This window comes from Alsobacter sp. R-9, assembly GCF_054612375.1.
Map to the genome: position 1 here is coordinate 1 of NZ_JBTSWJ010000030.1, position 16,001 is coordinate 16,001.

The following is a 16,001-nucleotide window of genomic DNA, read 5'->3' on the forward strand; positions in this document are numbered from 1 at the left end:
CGCGGCCCCGAGATCCGGAGCGTGCCGGCCGGCCAATCCGAGAAGCCTGCCGCTGTCCGCCGACGCTGCCTCCTGGCAACGTGGCCTGTCCTGCCAGTCTGGCCAAAATCCTCGGCGCCGCCGCCGCTTCCCTCCCCCTTGTGGGGAGGGGCAGGGGTGGGGGTCATCGCCGACGCAGGTCACGCCGGGGCCGGCTCGGCGCTTCCGCCCGCCCGGCAGCGCGACGTCGTGCAGGATCATGATCCTAGAAACGGCCAATTATCCTTGACATGCGATAGATCGCATGCAAACTGCCCCCTGCTTCGCATCGCGGAGGCCCGGGACCGAACTGGCACGTCGGACACGGGCACCCGTCGGGGCTCCGGCCGAGCGTCAGCCGGGGGATGCGGAGGCGGTGGACACGGGACGGGACGAGACGCACCCCGGACCGTGGCAGCCGGCACCGGCGCCTGACGAACGCCGGCGACAGCATCGCCACAGCGTGCGCGGATCGACGGCGGCGAGCGCCGCCCGGATCCCCACCCTTCTACCCCCGTTCATCCCGGGGGCCGCAGACCCGCCGTCGATCCGCGCATCACCCGCAGGATCCGCAGACAGAAACACCGACCCGACGACGACGAGCCCCCGCCGGACTGGCGCCGGGGCCAAAGGGCGTTCGGCGCGGCGCCAGGCGCGGACTGTCGCGCGCTCCCGCCTTCTTCGAAGCACGAGCTGGGCAAGCCCGGCGCGTCGCCCCTCATCCGGCGCTGCGCGCCACCTTCTCCCCGCATGCGGGGCGAAGGGGTGCCCGGCCCCGCGCCTAGCCTTGCGCCGCCTGTCCACCCCCGCGTCGGCGCCGTCTCCCTTCTCCCCGCCGGCGGGGAGAAGGTGGCCCGAAGGGCCGGATGAGGGGCCGCCGCGCTCCCGGGCCGACGTTCACACCCCAAAACCCGCCAGCCGCTCCGGCAGGCGGGCGAGCTGGGCGGCGTCGGCGTTGGCGAAGGCGATGCGCAGGTGACCGTCCTGGCCGGGGCCGAAATAGCCGCCAGGCAACGCGAGCACGCCCCGCTCGGCGGCGAGCCTCTCCGCCACGACCGGCGCCGGGACGCCGGCGAAGGGGTGCGCCACGAAGGCGAAGTAGGCTCCCACCGAGTCGACGCGCCAGCCCGGTGCCTGCCCCATGGCGGCGGAGAAGGCGTCGGCGCGGCGGGTGATCTCCACGCGGTTGCCGTCCCGCCAGTCGGCGAGCGCGCCGATGCCCCAGGCGACGGCGGCCTGCGCGGCGCGCGGCGGGCAGATCTGCACCGTGTCGAGGACCTTGCCGACCTCGTCGAGCAGCGGGCGCCCGGCCATGATCGCGCCGAGCCGGTGGCCGGGCACGCAGTAGCTCTTCGAGAAGCTGTAGAGCCCGATCACGTGGTCGCGCCACGTCGCGTCGGCGAACACCTCGTGCGGACGCTCGCCCGGCCGGGGCAGGAAGTCGCGATAGGTCTCGTCGAGGATCAGCCAGATTCCGCGCCGGCGCGCCAGCGCCGCGAAGCGGGCCACCAGCGCAGGCGGGTAGACGGCGCCGGTGGGGTTGTTCGGCGTGACGAGGACGATGGCCTTCACCCGCTCGTCGATGAGCGCCTCGGCCCGCTCCGGGTCGGGCACGAAGCCGGCGGCGGGGTCGCAGGGCAGGGGCCGCGCCTCGACACCCGTCATGGCCATGGCCATCTCGTGGTTGAAGTACCAGGGGGCCGGCAGCAGGATGGCGTCGCCGGCCTTCGCCACGGCCAGCATGGCGACAAAGAACGCCATGTTGCAGCCGGCGGTGATGGCGGTCTCCTCCGGCGCGATCCGCGCGCCGTAGACCTGCGAGACATGGGCGGCGTAGGCCTCGCGCAGCACCCCGTCGCCCTCGATCGGCCCATAGGCCGCGGTCGCGGCGTCGGCGGTCGCCCGGGCGATGTGCTCGAGCAGCGCCGGATGGGCGGGGTAGCCGGGCACGGCCTGCGACAGGTCGATCAGCGGGCCGCGCGCTCCGCCGTAGCGCTTCGCCCACGCCTTGGCCTCCGGGATCGGCGGGGTGGCGGTGTCGACGAGGCGGGGGTTGACGGCGGCCACGGAATGGCTCCCTTGCAGCGGACGGCTTGCGGGTCGGGCGCCATTCCTACAGGGTTCCGGCCTCCGGTCCAGAGCGGCAGCGGAGCGTTCTGCGCTCCGCGGGGCGTAGGCGAGGGTTCGAGGATGGACGAGAGCAAGCTGAAGGCGCTGCGCGAGCGCTATGCCGACGCCTCCGGCGGGCAGATGTACGACCCGGAGTTCGCCCGGGTCGCGGCCGCGCAGTTCAGCGGTCAGCGCCGCCGCTGGCCCTTCGCCGAGCCCGGCACCTTCGTCGGCGCGCCCTACCGGCCGGATGCGGCGCAGGCGGGGTTCGCGGGGCTCGACGTCGCGCTGATCGGCATCCCGATGGACCTCGGCGTCACCAACCGGGCCGGCGCCCGGCTGGGGCCGCGCGCGGTCCGGGCGGTCGAGCGCATCGGCCCCTTCGAGCACGTGCTGCGGCGCGCGCCGCTGCAGGCGCTGCGGGTCGCCGACGTCGGGGACATCCCGCTGTCGAGCCGCTACAGCCTCGCCGACTGCCACGCCGACATCGAGGCCTATGTCGCCTCCGTGGTGAAGGCAGGCGTCGTGCCGGTGAGCGTCGGCGGCGACCACTCGATCACCTACTCGATCCTGCGCGCCGTCGGCGCCAGCCGGCCCGTCGGCATGGTGCACATCGACGCGCATTGCGACACGTCCGGGCCGTACGAGGGCTCGAAGTTCCACCATGGCGGCCCGTTCCGGAACGCGGTGCTCGACGGCGTGCTCGACCCCGGGCGCACCATCCAGATCGGCATCCGCGGCGGCGCGGAATACCTGTGGGAGTTCTCCTACGAGAGCGGGATGACCGTCATCCACGCCGAGGAGTTCGCCGCCATGGGGCCGGAGGCGGTGATCGCCAAGGCGCGCGAAGTGGTGGGCGACGGGCCGACCTACGTCTCCTTCGACATCGACAGCCTGGATCCTGCGTTCGCGCCGGGCACGGGCACGCCGGAGATCGGCGGGCTGACGACGCGCGAGGCGCTGCAGGTGTTGCGCGGGATGGCCGGCATCGACGTCGTCGGCGCCGACGTCGTCGAGGTGGCGCCGCAGTACGATCCCACCAGCAACACAGCGCAGGCGGCGGCGCAGGTGCTGTTCACCGAACTCTGCCTGATCGACATCGCGCGCGAGAAACGGCGCTGACGGGGCGGCCGCCGCCCCGTCCGTTTCCCCGCGCCGTTTCCTCTTCCCTTTCCCCATCGAACGGATCATCTGCGATGACCTCTCCGCTTCTCTTCCAGCCGCTCCGGCTCGGCGCCCTCGACCTGCCCAACCGCATCGCGGTGGCGCCGATGTGCCAGTACACGGCCGACGACGGCTCCGTGACGGACTGGCACATCCAGCACTGGATGAACCTCGCCATGTCCGGCGCCGGCCTCGTCGTCATCGAGGCGACGGCGGTGGAGCGGCGCGGCCGCATCACCCATGGCTGCGTCGGCCTCTATTCGGATGCCAACGAGCGGGCCATGGCGCGCGTGCTCGCGGCGGCGCGGGCGGTGGCGCTGCCGGGCACGAAGTTCGGCATCCAGATCGCCCATGCCGGCCGCAAGGCCTCGTCGCAGCGCCCGTGGGAGGGCGGCCGCGCGCTCGGCCCGAAGCAGGATCCGTGGCAGACGATCGGCGCATCCGCGATCCCCTTCACCGAGGGCTACCACACGCCCCGCGAGATGACGGAGGATGACTTCGCGGACGTGAAGGCGGCCTTCGTCGAGGCGGCTGTGCGCGCGGCGCGGCTCGGCTTCGACGAGATCGAGCTGCACTACGCCCACGGCTACCTGATGCACTCGATCCAGTCGCCGCTCTCCAACCACCGCAGCGACAAGCGCGGCGGGGCAGGGCGCGTCGCGTTCCTGCACGAGACGGCGGAGGCGGTGCGGGCGGCGGTGCCGTCCTCCATCGCGGTGGGCGCGCGCATCACCGGCTCGGACTGGGTGGACGGCGGCCTGACGGTGGACGACGCGATCGCGCTGTCGGGCGTGCTGCGCGACATCGGCATCGCCTTCGTGTGCGTCAGCTCGGGCGGCAACTCGATGGCGCAGAAGATCCCGGTCGGCCCCGGCTACCAGGTGCACCTCGCCGCAGCGGTGAAGAAGGCCACCGGCATCGGCACGCGGGCGGTGGGCATGATCGTCACGCCGAAGCAGGCCGAGGAGGTTCTGCAGTCGGGCGCCGCCGACCAGGTGGCGCTCGCCCGCGCCTTCCTCGACAACCCGCGCTGGGGGTGGCACGCGGCGCAGGAGCTCGGCGTCGACCTGCCCCGCCCGCCCCAGTACGAGCGCGCCAAGCCCGCCCTGTGGCCCGGAGCCGCCATGGCGCGGTGAGGGGAGGCCGGTCCCTCGGTCTCCCGCGGGCACGAGCCGTAGACCACTCCCGCCCCTCATCCGCCGCGGCGGGAGCGCCACACCATCCGGCGTCATCCCCGGCGGTCCGCGCCAGCGGACCGGGAAGGGGATCCAGTCCCTTAGTCGGAACAGGTGGCGGCGGTTCGCAGGCAAGTCTGGATCCCCTTCCCGACCGGCTCCGCCGGTCGCCGGGGATGACGGTGGAGAGGGATCGCCGCGCCGCGTCCGTCTCCAACGGGCACGCAGTGCGGGAACAGAGCCGACGCCCGAGCGACCGCCTACTCGATCCGGAAGCTCTTCGGATCCCACGAGACCTTGGGATACTTCGGGTCCATCTCCTCCAGCGTCGAGCGGACGATGCGGGCGATGAGGGCATTGCGGGCCCACTTGCGATCGGCCGGGATCACGTGCCAGGGCGCGTGGTCGGTCGAGCACTTCTCCAGCATCGTCTCGTAGGCCTTCTGGTAGTCGTCCCAGAGCTTGCGGTCGTCGAGGTCGGAGGGGTTGAACTTCCAGTGCTTGGTGGGATCGTCGAGGCGCTCCTGCAGCCGTTCCTTCTGCTCCTTCTTCGAGATGTGGAGCATGAACTTGAGGATGGTGGTGCCGTTCTCGGACAGCATCTTCTCGAAGGCGTTGATCTGGTCGTAGCGCTTCTCGACGTCCTTGGCCGGGGCGAGCCTGCGCACCTTGACCACGAGCACGTCCTCGTAGTGCGAGCGGTTGAAGATGCCGATGGTGCCGCGGCGGGGGACGACCCTGTGCGCCCGCCACAGAAAGTCGTGGCCGCGCTCCTCCTCGCTCGGGGCGCGGAAGGCGGTGACACCGACGCCGAGAGGGCCGGTCTGGTTGAAGACGCCCCGGATGGTGCCGTCCTTCCCCGAGGTGTCCATGCCCTGCAGGATCACGAGCAGCGCCCTCTGGCCCTCGGCGTAGAGCCGGTCCTGCAGCGCGTCGATCTTGACGACGTCCTCGGCGAGCTGGGCGCGGGCCCACTCCTCGTTCTCGAAGGAGGAGTCGTCGCGGGGGTCGATGTCGGCGAGCTTCACGCCCTTGCCGGGCGTCACGAGGGACTTGTAGGCCAAGGCATCCACCTCCGGTTGGGCGCTTCCGCAGGAGAGTAATCCCGCGCGCGGCTCTCCGGTAGCGGGATCAGCCCCTCTCGCGCCAGCGGCGGCGCCCCGTGCGCACGCGCGGCGCCTGCGGCGGCAGGTCGGCCGCGGCGAGGCGGGCGGGCAGGATGTCCATGATCGCCCGCCGTTCGGGTGCGCCCATGGCGGCCCAGCGGCTGATCTCGTCGAGCGTGCGCCCGCAGCCGATGCACAGCCCCGAGCCGGAGTCGATCGTGCAGACGTGGATGCAGGGGCTCTCGGTGATCTCCATGGCGCGGACAGCTAGAGGTCCCCGCCCGGAATGGCAACACGTGCGCAGCCGATTCCCGTGCGCGGCGGCGGCCCGCGACCTGACGTCGCGCCGCGGGTCCAGCCCACGAGACCCTTGCCGGCGGCGGGGTTCCTGTCCACGCTGCCGGAAAGGGAGGACGCGCATGACGGTCTGCGTGGGCATCGACGTGGGGACGTCGGCGGTCAAGCTCGTCGTCATGGACGAGGCGCAGGCGATCATCGCCGAGCGCGACGCGCCGCTGCCGATCAGCCGGCCCGGCCCCAATGCCTCCGAGCAGGATCCCGACGACTGGTGGCGGGCCGTCGAGGGCCTCCTCGACTCGCTCGCCGCTGCCGAGCCCGCGCTGACGGCGCGGGTGAGTGCGATAGGGCTCTCCGGGCAGATGCACGGCGCGGTGCTGCTGGGCGCGGACCTGGCGCCGCTGCGCCCGGCCATGCTGTGGAACGACGGCCGCGCGGCGCCGCAGGCGCGCCGGCTGCGGGAGCGGTTCCCTGACCTGCCGCACCTCGTGGGCGTGCCGGCCATGCCGGGCTTCACCGGGCCCAAGATCCCCTGGCTCGCCGAGCACGAGCCGGGGCTGATCGAGCGGGTGCGCACGGTGATGCTGCCGAAGGACTACGTCCGGCTGAAGCTGACCGGGGAGGTCGCCACCGACATGTCGGACGCCGCCGGCACATGGTGGCTCGACGAGGCGCGGCGGGCGTGGTCGCCGGAGGCCGCCGCCGCAACGGGCCTGCCCACAGCCGCGCTGCCGCCGCTGCTGGAGAGCCCGGACCGGGCGGGGACGCTGCGGCCCGAACTGGCGGCGCGCTGGGGCATGGTACCCGGCGTCGTCGTCGCGGCCGGCGCCGGGGACGCGGCGGCCGGGGCCATCGGCATCGGCGCGGTGGGGGAGGGCGACGCGTTCCTCTCGCTCGGCACCTCGGCGCAGCTCTTCGTCAGCACGAGCGCCTACAGGCCGGCCCCCGAGCAGGCGGTGCACGCCTTCTGTCACGCGGTGCCGGGCACGTGGTTCCAGATGGGCGCGATGCTCAACGGGGCGAGCTGCCTCGCCTTCGCGGCGGGTCTCGTCGGCGCGCCCATCGAGACGCTGCTGGCGGAGGTCGAGGCGGCGTATCGCGGGCCCTCCGACGTGATCTTCCTGCCCTACCTCACCGGCGAGCGGACGCCGCACGACGACGCCGACGCGCGGGGCGTGTTCCTCGGGCTCACCCCGGCGACGACGCGGGCCGACCTTATCCAGGCCGTGCTGGAGGGCGTGGCCTTCAGCTTCGCCGACGCGCGCGACGCGCTGGCGGTGGGCGGCACGACGCTGTCGGACGCTGCCGTGATCGGCGGCGGGGCGCGCAGCGTGCTGTGGCTGCGCATCCTCGCCGACGTGCTGGGACTGCGGCTGCGGCGCTACCGGGGCGGCGCGAAGGGGCCGGCCTTCGGCGCGGCGCGCCTTGCCCTCATGGCCCTGACGGGGGAGACCGCGGCGCGCGTCGCGACGGCGCCGGAGGTGCTCGACGAGGCGTTACCGGACGCGGGCCGCCACGCGGACTACGCCGCGCCGCTTGCGCGCTACCGGGCCACCTATCGCGCGCTGCGGGACGCAGGCGTGTTCCGCGCCGCCTGAGACGGCTTTCGACCGGACCGGCGCGCCGGCCGCTTGACTCCGCCGAATAAGTGATCCACGATTAGTAATCACGAATGAAGAAATAACGCCCGCCAACCGGGTGACCATGGGAGGAAGGACCGTGCGACAGGCGCGCACCAGCGGACATGGCTCGAATTCCGTCCTCGTCGGGGACTTCAACGAGCGCGTCGTGCTGTCCACCCTGCGCCGCTTCGGGCCGGCCTCGAAGGCCGATCTCGCCCGCCGCATCGGCCTCACCAGCAACGCCGCCGGCGTCATCGTCCGCAAGCTTGAGGAGAACGGGCTGGTCCGCGCCGTCGGCAAGCGCTACGGCGGCCGCGGGCAGCCGGCGACCGTGCTCGAGCTGGATCCGTCCGGTGCCTACTCCATCGGCGTGCGCATCGACCGCGACATGATCGAGGCGGTGCTGGTCGACCTGTCGGGCGAGATCCTCGAGCGGGTCGTCGTCGACGGCCTGCCCGAGCCGGTCGAGGCCGTGGAGGCGCTCGCCGGGCACGTGCGCCGCTTCCGCCGCCGCCTCGGCAAGGGCGCCTCGCGCCTGTCCGGCCTCGGCGTCGCGACCCCCTACAACCTCGGCAGCTGGCTCAACGAACTGGGTCTTCAGGCCGAGACGCTGAAGGCGTGGGACGCCTTCGACCTGCAGCCGGCGCTGCAGCAGGCGACCGGCCTCGCGGTGGTGATCGAGAACGACGGCTCGGCCGCCGCCTGCGGCGAACTGCTCTACGGCCATGGGCGCGAGCTCGACGACTTCCTCTACCTGTTCATCGGCCCGGCGCTCGGCGGCGGCGTGGTCCTGGGCGGCAACTACCTGCGCGGGCGCAACGCCAATGCAGGCGACCTCGCCGTGGTGCCCGTGGGCCACTCGACGCTGCCCTCCGCGCCGGCGCCGCGCGGGCCGCAGACGCCGCTGATCGCGCGGGCGTCGCTCGCCGCGCTCGCCCGGCACCTGCGCTTCCGCGGCGTGCCGCTGCGCTCGACGCTCGACCTCGACGGCGCCATCGAGGCGGCGCCGAAGGCGTTCGCCGAGTGGATGGACGACGCTGCCGAGGCCATGTCCTGCCCGGTGCTGACGGGCGCCCACATCCTCGACGTCGACCACGTGGTGCTGGCGGGCGACCTCTCGCACGAGCATCTCGCCCCGCTCGCCCAGCGGCTCGCCGCCTGCTGCGCCGAGCGCGTCGCGGAATCACGGAAGCCGCCGCAGATCCTCGTGGGCGCCGTGGGGCGCGACGCCGGCGCCGTCGGCGCGGCGAGCCTGCCCGTCCACGTGAGCTACAGCCCGTTGCGGGAACTGCTGACGGGCGACACGCCCGAGGCCTTCATGGAGGTGCTGGCATGACCGACCGACCCACGGCCACCATCCACGACATCGGCAAGGTCGCGCCCGTCCTGGAGATGCGGCACATCTCCAAGACGTTCCCGGGCGTGAAGGCGCTGTCAGACGTGCAGCTCACCATCTGGCCCGGCGAGGTGCACGCGCTGATGGGCGAGAACGGAGCCGGCAAGTCGACGCTGATGAAGATCCTCTCCGGCGCCTACCAGGCGGACGCCGGCAGCGAGATCCGCATCGGAAGCCAGGCCGTCACCATCGCCGGCCCGCAGGCGGCGCGGGAACTCGGCGTCGCCATCATCTACCAGGAGCTGGCGCTCGCCCCGAACCTCACCGTCGCCGAGAACATGCTGCTCGGCCGCGAGACCGGCCGGGGCGGCTTAATCGACCGCGGCGCGATGGCGCGCGAGGTCGGCCCGATCCTCGAGCGGCTCGGCGTGCAGTTCCGGCCCGGCACGCTGGTCTCGACGCTGTCGATGGCCGAGCGCCAGCAGGTGGAGATCGCCCGCGCGCTGCACGCCAACTCGCGCATCCTGGTCATGGACGAGCCGACGACGTCGCTCTCTTCCCGCGAGACGGAGGCGCTGTTCGCGCTCGTGCGCCAGCTGCGCGCCGAGGGAATGGCGATCATCTACATCAGCCACCGCATGGCCGAGGTCTACGAGCTCGCCGACCGCGTCAGCGTGCTGCGCGACGGAACCTATGTCGGCACGCTGGGCCGCTCGGAGCTGTCCGCCGAGGCGCTGGTGCGCATGATGGTGGGGCGCGACCTCTCCTCGTTCTACAAGAAGGAGCACGACGCCCACCAGAGCCGTGGCCCGGTGATCCTGTCGGTGCGCGACGTATCGGACGGGCGGCGGGTGCAGCCCTGCTCGCTCGACCTGCACGAGGGCGAGGTGCTGGGCATCGCCGGCCTCGTCGGCGCGGGGCGCACGGAACTCGCGCGGCTGATCTACGGGGCGGACAAGCGCGACTCGGGAACGGTGACCCTCGACGGCAAGGCGATCACGCCGCGGTCTCCGGAGGACGCCATCGCGGCGGGCCTCGTCTACCTGACGGAGGATCGCAAGCACCTCGGCCTGTTCCTCGACATGACGGTGCGCGAGAACATCAACCTCGGCGTCATCGCCCGCGACAGCTTCGCTGCCGGGATCCTGAACCTCGCGCTGGGCCGCAGCCGGTCCTCGGCCGCGGTGAAGGCGCTCGGCATCCGCGTGCCGCACGACGTCGTCAATGTCGGCGCGCTGTCGGGCGGCAACCAGCAGAAGGTGCTGCTGTCGCGCCTGCTCGAGACCAAGCCCCGCGTGCTGATCCTCGACGAGCCGACGCGCGGCGTCGACATCGGCGCCAAGTCCGAGATCTACAGGCTGATCGACGACCTCGCCCGGCGCGGCGTCGGCGTGATCGTCATCTCGAGCGAGCTGCCGGAGATCGTCGGCATCTGCGACCGCGTGCTCGTGATGCGCGAGGGCCACATCGCCGGGGAGGTGGGCGGGCCCGGGGCGCCGCCGATTTCCCAGGAAGCCATCGGCGCCATCGCCACCGGCGCCACCCGCGGCCTCGCCGCCTGACCCGAGACGTCGGAGACACGCCATGACCAGCGTCGACATTGCCGGCCAGGACGCACGCACCAAGCTCGCGCTGCGCGGCGCCCTCCAGGCCATGGGCATGCTGCCCATCCTCATCCTGCTCGCCATCCTGTTCCAGCTGCTGTCCGGCTACTCGCAGACCGGCAGCTTCGCCACGGCGTGGGCCGACGGGCGGTTCATGAGCTGGCAGAACCTTTCGATCGTCGCGCAGCAGGCGTCGATCAACACGGTGCTGGCGGCGGGCATGACCTTCGTCATCCTGACGGGCGGCATCGACCTCTCGGTCGGGTCGATCCTGGCGGCCTCCGCCATGGTCGCGGTGATGGCGTCGAAGATCCCCGAGTGGGGCATGATCGGGGTGCCGCTGGCGATCCTGATGGGGCTGGCGCTCGGCCTGCTCAACGGCGCGCTGATCGCCTTCTTCAACCTGCCGCCGTTCATCGTGACGCTCGGCTCGCTGACGGCGGTGCGCGGCTTCGCGCGATTGCTGGGAGAGGACAAGACGGTCTTCAACCCGCAGCTGCCCTTCGCCTTCATCGGCAACGGCAACCTGTTCGGCATCCCGTGGCTCGTCATCATCGCCTTCTCGGTGGTGGTGATCTCCTGGTTCGTCCTGCGCCGCACGGTGCTTGGCGTGCGCATCTATGCGGTCGGCGGCAACCCCGACGCGGCGCGCCTCTCGGGCATCAAGGTGTGGGTGGTGCTGCTGTTCGTCTACGGCGTCAGCGGCGCGCTGGCCGGGCTCGGCGGCGCCATGTCGGCGGCGCGGCTCTACGCGGCGAACGGCCTGCAGCTCGGCCAGTCCTACGAGCTCGACGCCATCGCGGCGGTCATTCTCGGCGGCACCAGCTTCGTCGGCGGCATCGGCTCCATCTGGGGCACGCTGATCGGCGCGCTGATGATCGCCGTGCTGTCGAACGGCCTGATCCTCGTCGGCGTGTCCGACATCTGGCAGTTCATCATCAAGGGCTTCGTGATCATCGGGGCGGTCGCGCTCGACCGCTACCGGCTGAAGGGTTCGGCGCGCACCTGAGGCGCCGGTTCCGTCGACCACCGGAGGCCGTCGGGCCACCGGATTTCTCGGGGTGGGGGTGGAACGGTCGCCCCCCGTCCATCGACAAAGACCGACAACACCCGTGGAGGACCTTCCATGAAATCCGTCCTGCTCGCGGCCGCGGCCGCCCTCGCCCTCTCCGCCGGCGCCGCCTCGGCCAAGGAACTCAAGTCGATCGGCATCTCGCTCGGCTCGATGGGCAACCCGTTCTTCGTCGCGCTCGCCAAGGGCGCCGAGGACCAGGCGAAGAAGGTGAACCCGAACGTCAAGGTGACGGCGGTCGGCTTCGACTACGACCTCGGCAAGCAGTTCACGCAGATCGACAACTTCATCGCCGCCGGCGTCGACATGATCCTGCTGAACCCGGGCGACGCCAACGCGCTCGAGCCGGCGATCAAGAAGGCGCAGGCCGCCGGCATCCTCGTCGTCGCGGTCGACACGGCGGCCAAGGGCGCCGACCTCACGGTCACGACGAACAACGTCCAGGCCGGCGAGATCGCCTGCCAGTACATCGTCGACAAGCTCGGCGGGAAGGGCGACGTGATCATCCAGAATGGCCCGCAGGTGTCGGCCGTGGTGGATCGCGTCAACGGCTGCAAGAGCGTCTTCGCCAAGGCGCCGGGCATCAAGGTGCTGTCGTCCGACCAGGACGGCAAGGGCTCGCGCGACGGCGGCCTCGCGGTGATGCAGGGCCACCTGACCCGCTTCCCGAAGATCGACGCGGTGTTCGCGATCAACGACCCGCAGGCGATCGGCACCGACCTCGCCGCCAAGCAGCTCAACCGCTCGGGCATCATCATCACGGCCGTCGACGGCGCTCCGGACATCGAGGCGTCGCTGAAGGACCCGAACAGCCCGCAGATCCAGGCCTCGGCCAGCCAGGACCCCTACGCCATGGCTCAGCTCGCGGTGCGCCTCGGCGTCGAGGCCCTCAACGGCAAGAAGCCGGCCCAGACCGTCACGCTGATGGAGTCGAAGCTCGTCACGCGGGACAACGTGAAGGACTACAAGGGCTGGTCGGCGCCGCGCTGAGCCGCGACCGCAGCATCCGGACCTTCGGGCGGGCGGGGGAAACCCCGCCCGTCCTGCATGGCGGGACCCCGATGCCCCCCATCGCGCCGGCGCGCGCTTGGCCTATACTGCCGGTGCCGCATCTGCCGGAGCGACCGATGACCGACCCCCGCCTGCCCCTCCTCGCCGAACTGGAACGCCGCATCCTGTGGCTGGCCTCGTGGACGATCCACCACGCCAACCACGTACGGCCGGGCGACGAGGTGAAGATCGGCGGCCACCAGGCCTCCTCGGCCTCGCTGGCGACGATCATGACGGCGCTGTACTTCGCGGCGCTTCGACCGCAGGACCGGGTGGCGGTGAAGCCGCATGCCTCGCCGGTGTTCCACGCCATCCAGTACCTCGCCGGCCAGCAGAGCCGGGGGAAGCTGGAGGCGTTCCGCGCCTTCAAGGGCGCGCAGAGCTATCCCTCCCGCACGAAGGACGTCGACGACGTGGACTTCTCGACGGGCTCCGTCGGCCTCGGCGTGGCGCAGACGCTGTTCTCCTCGCTCGTGCAGGACTACGTCACCGCCCGCGGCTGGATGAAGGGCCGCCCGGAGGGCCGCATGGTGGCGCTCGTCGGCGACGCCGAGATGGACGAGGGCAACATCTACGAGGCGCTGATCGAGGGCTGGAAGCACGGACTGCGCAATTGCTGGTGGATCGTCGACTACAACCGCCAGTCGCTCGACAGCGTGGTGCGCGAGGGGCTCTGGCAGAAGTTCGAGAGCATCTTCCGCGGCTTCGGCTGGGACGTGGTGATCCTCAAGTACGGGGCGCTGCAGGAGGCGGCCTTCGCCGAGCCGGGCGGCGAGCGGCTGCGCCAGTGGATCGACAACTGCCCGAACCAGCTCTACTCGGCGCTGACCTTCCAGGGCGGGGCGGCCTGGCGTCGCCGGCTGCTCGACGACATCGGCGACCAGGGGCCGGTGACGCGGCTCATCGAGAAGCGCTCCGACGCCGAGCTCGCGGCGCTCATGGGCAACCTCGGAGGACACGACCTGCCGAGCCTCGTCGAGGCCTTCGAGCAGGCGTCGACGCATGATCGCCCGGTCTGCTTCATCGCCTACACGATCAAGGGCCATGGCCTGCCGCTCGCCGGCCACAAGGACAACCATGCCGGCCTGATGACCCCCTCCCAGATGGAGAGCTTCCGCACGGCGATGGGCGTGCGCCCCGGCCACGAGTGGGACAAGTGGGAGGGAGCCGGCACCGACGCCACGGCGCTGGAGCGCTTCGTGCGCGAGGCGCCGTTCTTCCGCGAGGGGCCGCGGCGGCTCGCCGCGCCGACGGTGCCGGTGCCCGCCGCGCTGGACGTGCCGGCCCATGGCGGCAAGCCGGTATCGACGCAGATGGGCTTCGGGCAGATCCTCAACGAGGTGGCGCGGGAGGACACGGCGCTGGCTTCCCGCATCGTCACCACCTCGCCCGACGTGACGGTGTCGACCAACCTCGGACCGTGGGTGAACCGGCGCGGGCTCTTCGCCAAGGAGCGCATGGCCGACACCTTCAAGGCCGAGCGCATCCCCTCGACGTACACGTGGGAGTTCGGGCCGAAGGGCCAGCACTTCGAGCTGGGCATCGCCGAGTCGAACCTGTTCCTGATGCTCTCGGCGCTGGGGCTGTCGCACTCCATCAACGGCGAACGGCTGCTGCCGATCGGCACGGTCTACGATCCGTTCATCTACCGGGCGGCGGACCAGCTGAACTATGCCTGCTACCAGGACGCCCGCTTCATGCTGGTGGCGACGCCCTCGGGCGTGACGCTGGCGCCCGAGGGTGGAGCGCACCAGTCCATCGGCACACCGCTCGTGGGGCTGGCGCAGGACGGGCTGTGCAGCTTCGAGCCGGCCTTCGTCGACGAGCTCGGCGTCATCTTGCGCTTCGCCTTCGACTACATGCAGCGCAACGGCGAGGGCGATCCCGACGAGACGACGTGGCTGCGCGACCAGACCGGCGGCTCGGTGTACCTGCGCCTCTCCACCCGCCCCATCGAGCAGCCGCCCCGCGCGATGAGCGAGGACCTCGCCCGCGACATCGTCAACGGCGCCTACTGGATGCGGCGGCCCGGGCCGAACGCCTCCGTCGTCATCGCCTACCAGGGCGCGGTCGCGCCGGAGGCGATCGCCGCGACGGGGCTGCTGTCCGAGGACCGCCGCGACGTCGGGCTGCTCGCCATCACCTCGGCCGACCGGCTCAACGCCGGGCACCAGGCGGCGGAGCGCGCCCGCCAGCGCGGCATGGACGACGCGATGAGCCACGTCGAGCGGCTGCTCGCGCCGCTGTCGCGCGACTGCGGCATCGTCACCGTCATCGACGGCCATCCGGCCACGCTGGCGTGGATCGGCGGGGTGATGGGCCACCGGGTGAAGGCGCTCGGCGTCGAGCACTTCGGCCAGACGGGTACCATCGCCGACCTCTACCGCCACCACGGCATCGACGCGAACGCCATCGTCCACGCGGCGCAGGCGGTGAGCAGCGGCCGCACCGTGCGCTATCTGCGGGCGCTGCCGGACTGACGGCGGGACGGCAGGACCGGCGTCCTGCCCCCAGACCCTCGACGCGGCAACTTGAAGCTGCGAAACTGCGGCCGCCTCGACGGAAGGGCGCAGGGCTCCGCCGTCGTTCGTCCTTTGCGCGCTGGAGAGCTGCCTTGCGACCCATGGTCCGTCCGGCCCTCGCCGTTTCCCTTGCAACTCTGGCGCTTCTTGCGCCGGCTGCGCCGGCCCTTGCCCAGATGGCCCTGCCGATTCCGGGCTCCGGTGCCGCGCCGCCGACGCCTTCGCCCGCCGCCGGGGGCTCGGCCGTGCCGGGAGCCGCCCCGCGCCCCGCCGGTCCGCCCGGCTTCCCGATGCCGGCGCTGGGGGAGGCGACGCTGCCGCCCTCCATGCGCCGCCCGGCCGCCGACCCGATGGTGAATCCCGCCCTGGCCGTCCCCCAGACGGCCCAGCCGGCGAAGCCGCCGAAGCCTGCCGCCCCTGCTGCCGCTACTGCGGCCAAGCCTGCCGCGCCTCCCGCGCCAGCGGCCGTGACGGCTGCTCCCGCCGCGCCTGCGCCGGCCGCGCCTGCGCCGGCCGTGGCCACGGCTCCGGCGCCGGTCGAGCCCGCCGGCCCGCGCGGACCCGTGCGCGTCATCTACCAGGGCGGGACTCCTGCCGGTTCGCCCGCCGCGCCTCCCGTCCCAACCGCGCCGCCCGCGGTGGCCGCCACGCCGCCGGCTCCCGTGCCTGCGGCCCCGCCGGCCGCCGTGGCGAGGCCCGCGACGCCGCCACCGATGCCTGCACCTGTGGAGGTCGCGAAGCCTGTTGCTCCTCCGGCGCCGCCTCCGCCCGCGGTCGCGGCGTCTCCGGTGCCGCCCGCGCCGCCGGCCGTTGCGGCGAAGCCCGCCACGCCTCCCGTCCCGGCCACCGCCGCCGCGCCTGTCGCACCCGCGCCCGCGCCGACGACCGTTGCGACGCCCGCGCCTGCACCGACCGCTCCCGCCATG

At 72.4% G+C, this 16,001-nt stretch carries 12 protein-coding genes; 8 read left to right on the forward strand and 4 right to left on the reverse strand.

Annotation, left to right across the window (positions count from 1 at the left end):
- Positions 1 to 915: 915 nt before the first annotated feature.
- The gene (locus ACX9GQ_RS24700) at positions 916 to 2,085 is read right to left on the reverse strand and encodes an aminotransferase (protein WP_459632273.1); all 1,170 of its coding nucleotides are present in this window, start codon (positions 2,083 to 2,085) and stop codon (positions 916 to 918) included.
- A gap of 123 nt (positions 2,086 to 2,208) precedes the next feature.
- Between ACX9GQ_RS24700 and speB the strand changes: the two genes are divergently transcribed.
- Together speB and ACX9GQ_RS24710 are read left to right on the forward strand one after the other, a co-directional pair.
- A complete protein-coding gene (gene speB / locus ACX9GQ_RS24705) occupies positions 2,209 to 3,249 on the forward strand; it encodes an agmatinase (RefSeq protein WP_459632274.1) in 1,041 nt (346 codons plus the stop codon).
- Positions 3,250 to 3,323: 74 nt separating this feature from the next.
- Positions 3,324 to 4,427: an NADH:flavin oxidoreductase/NADH oxidase gene (locus tag ACX9GQ_RS24710; protein ID WP_459632275.1), complete on the forward strand. Its 1,104-nt coding sequence runs from the start codon at positions 3,324 to 3,326 to the stop codon at positions 4,425 to 4,427.
- 299 nt (positions 4,428 to 4,726) lie between these two features.
- Here ACX9GQ_RS24710 and ACX9GQ_RS24715 read toward each other — a convergent pair whose 3' ends face one another.
- Positions 4,727 to 5,539 (reverse strand): polyphosphate kinase 2 family protein, encoded by an 813-nt coding sequence (locus tag ACX9GQ_RS24715; protein ID WP_459632276.1) that lies wholly within the window; start codon positions 5,537 to 5,539, stop codon positions 4,727 to 4,729.
- Positions 5,540 to 5,597: 58 nt separating this feature from the next.
- Positions 5,598 to 5,828: a DUF1289 domain-containing protein gene (locus ACX9GQ_RS24720; protein ID WP_459632277.1), complete on the reverse strand. Its 231-nt coding sequence runs from the start codon at positions 5,826 to 5,828 to the stop codon at positions 5,598 to 5,600.
- Positions 5,829 to 5,991: 163 nt separating this feature from the next.
- On the opposite strand from ACX9GQ_RS24720, the gene xylB reads away from it, so the two are divergent.
- The 6 genes from xylB (at position 5,992) to ACX9GQ_RS24750 (ending at position 15,033) form a co-directional block, all read left to right on the forward strand.
- A complete protein-coding gene (gene xylB / locus ACX9GQ_RS24725; RefSeq protein ID WP_459632278.1) occupies positions 5,992 to 7,467 on the forward strand; it encodes a xylulokinase in 1,476 nt (491 codons plus the stop codon).
- Positions 7,468 to 7,588: 121 nt separating this feature from the next.
- A complete protein-coding gene (locus ACX9GQ_RS24730) occupies positions 7,589 to 8,827 on the forward strand; it encodes an ROK family transcriptional regulator (protein ID WP_459632279.1) in 1,239 nt (412 codons plus the stop codon).
- A complete protein-coding gene (locus ACX9GQ_RS24735) occupies positions 8,824 to 10,389 on the forward strand; it encodes a sugar ABC transporter ATP-binding protein (RefSeq protein WP_459632280.1) in 1,566 nt (521 codons plus the stop codon). The genes ACX9GQ_RS24730 and ACX9GQ_RS24735 overlap by 4 nt, the downstream gene beginning before the upstream one ends.
- 22 nt (positions 10,390 to 10,411) lie before the next feature.
- Positions 10,412 to 11,440: an ABC transporter permease subunit gene (locus ACX9GQ_RS24740; RefSeq protein ID WP_459632281.1), complete on the forward strand. Its 1,029-nt coding sequence runs from the start codon at positions 10,412 to 10,414 to the stop codon at positions 11,438 to 11,440.
- Between the two features lie 117 nt (positions 11,441 to 11,557).
- Positions 11,558 to 12,493 (forward strand): ABC transporter substrate-binding protein, encoded by a 936-nt coding sequence (locus tag ACX9GQ_RS24745; RefSeq protein WP_459632282.1) that lies wholly within the window; start codon positions 11,558 to 11,560, stop codon positions 12,491 to 12,493.
- Positions 12,494 to 12,630: 137 nt separating this feature from the next.
- Complete coding sequence (locus ACX9GQ_RS24750; RefSeq protein ID WP_459632283.1) at positions 12,631 to 15,033, forward strand: transketolase; 2,403 nt, start codon at positions 12,631 to 12,633, stop codon at positions 15,031 to 15,033.
- Positions 15,034 to 15,649: 616 nt separating this feature from the next.
- Here the strand turns inward: ACX9GQ_RS24750 and ACX9GQ_RS24755 are convergent.
- A partial coding sequence (locus ACX9GQ_RS24755; RefSeq protein ID WP_459632284.1) for a hypothetical protein occupies positions 15,650 to 16,001 on the reverse strand: 352 nt, incomplete at its 5' end.

Excerpts from the sequence above, each read along its gene's own strand:
- ACX9GQ_RS24735 (WP_459632280.1), top strand. The coding sequence starts at position 8,824 with ATGACCGACCGACCCACGGCCACCATCCACGACATCGGCAAGGTCGCG.
- ACX9GQ_RS24720 (WP_459632277.1), bottom strand. The coding sequence starts at position 5,828 with ATGGAGATCACCGAGAGCCCCTGCATCCACGTCTGCACGATCGACTCC.
- ACX9GQ_RS24745 (WP_459632282.1), top strand. The coding sequence starts at position 11,558 with ATGAAATCCGTCCTGCTCGCGGCCGCGGCCGCCCTCGCCCTCTCCGCC.
- speB (WP_459632274.1), top strand. The coding sequence starts at position 2,209 with ATGGACGAGAGCAAGCTGAAGGCGCTGCGCGAGCGCTATGCCGACGCC.
- ACX9GQ_RS24740 (WP_459632281.1), top strand. The coding sequence starts at position 10,412 with ATGACCAGCGTCGACATTGCCGGCCAGGACGCACGCACCAAGCTCGCG.
- ACX9GQ_RS24710 (WP_459632275.1), top strand. The coding sequence starts at position 3,324 with ATGACCTCTCCGCTTCTCTTCCAGCCGCTCCGGCTCGGCGCCCTCGAC.
- ACX9GQ_RS24750 (WP_459632283.1), top strand. The coding sequence starts at position 12,631 with ATGACCGACCCCCGCCTGCCCCTCCTCGCCGAACTGGAACGCCGCATC.
- xylB (WP_459632278.1), top strand. The coding sequence starts at position 5,992 with ATGACGGTCTGCGTGGGCATCGACGTGGGGACGTCGGCGGTCAAGCTC.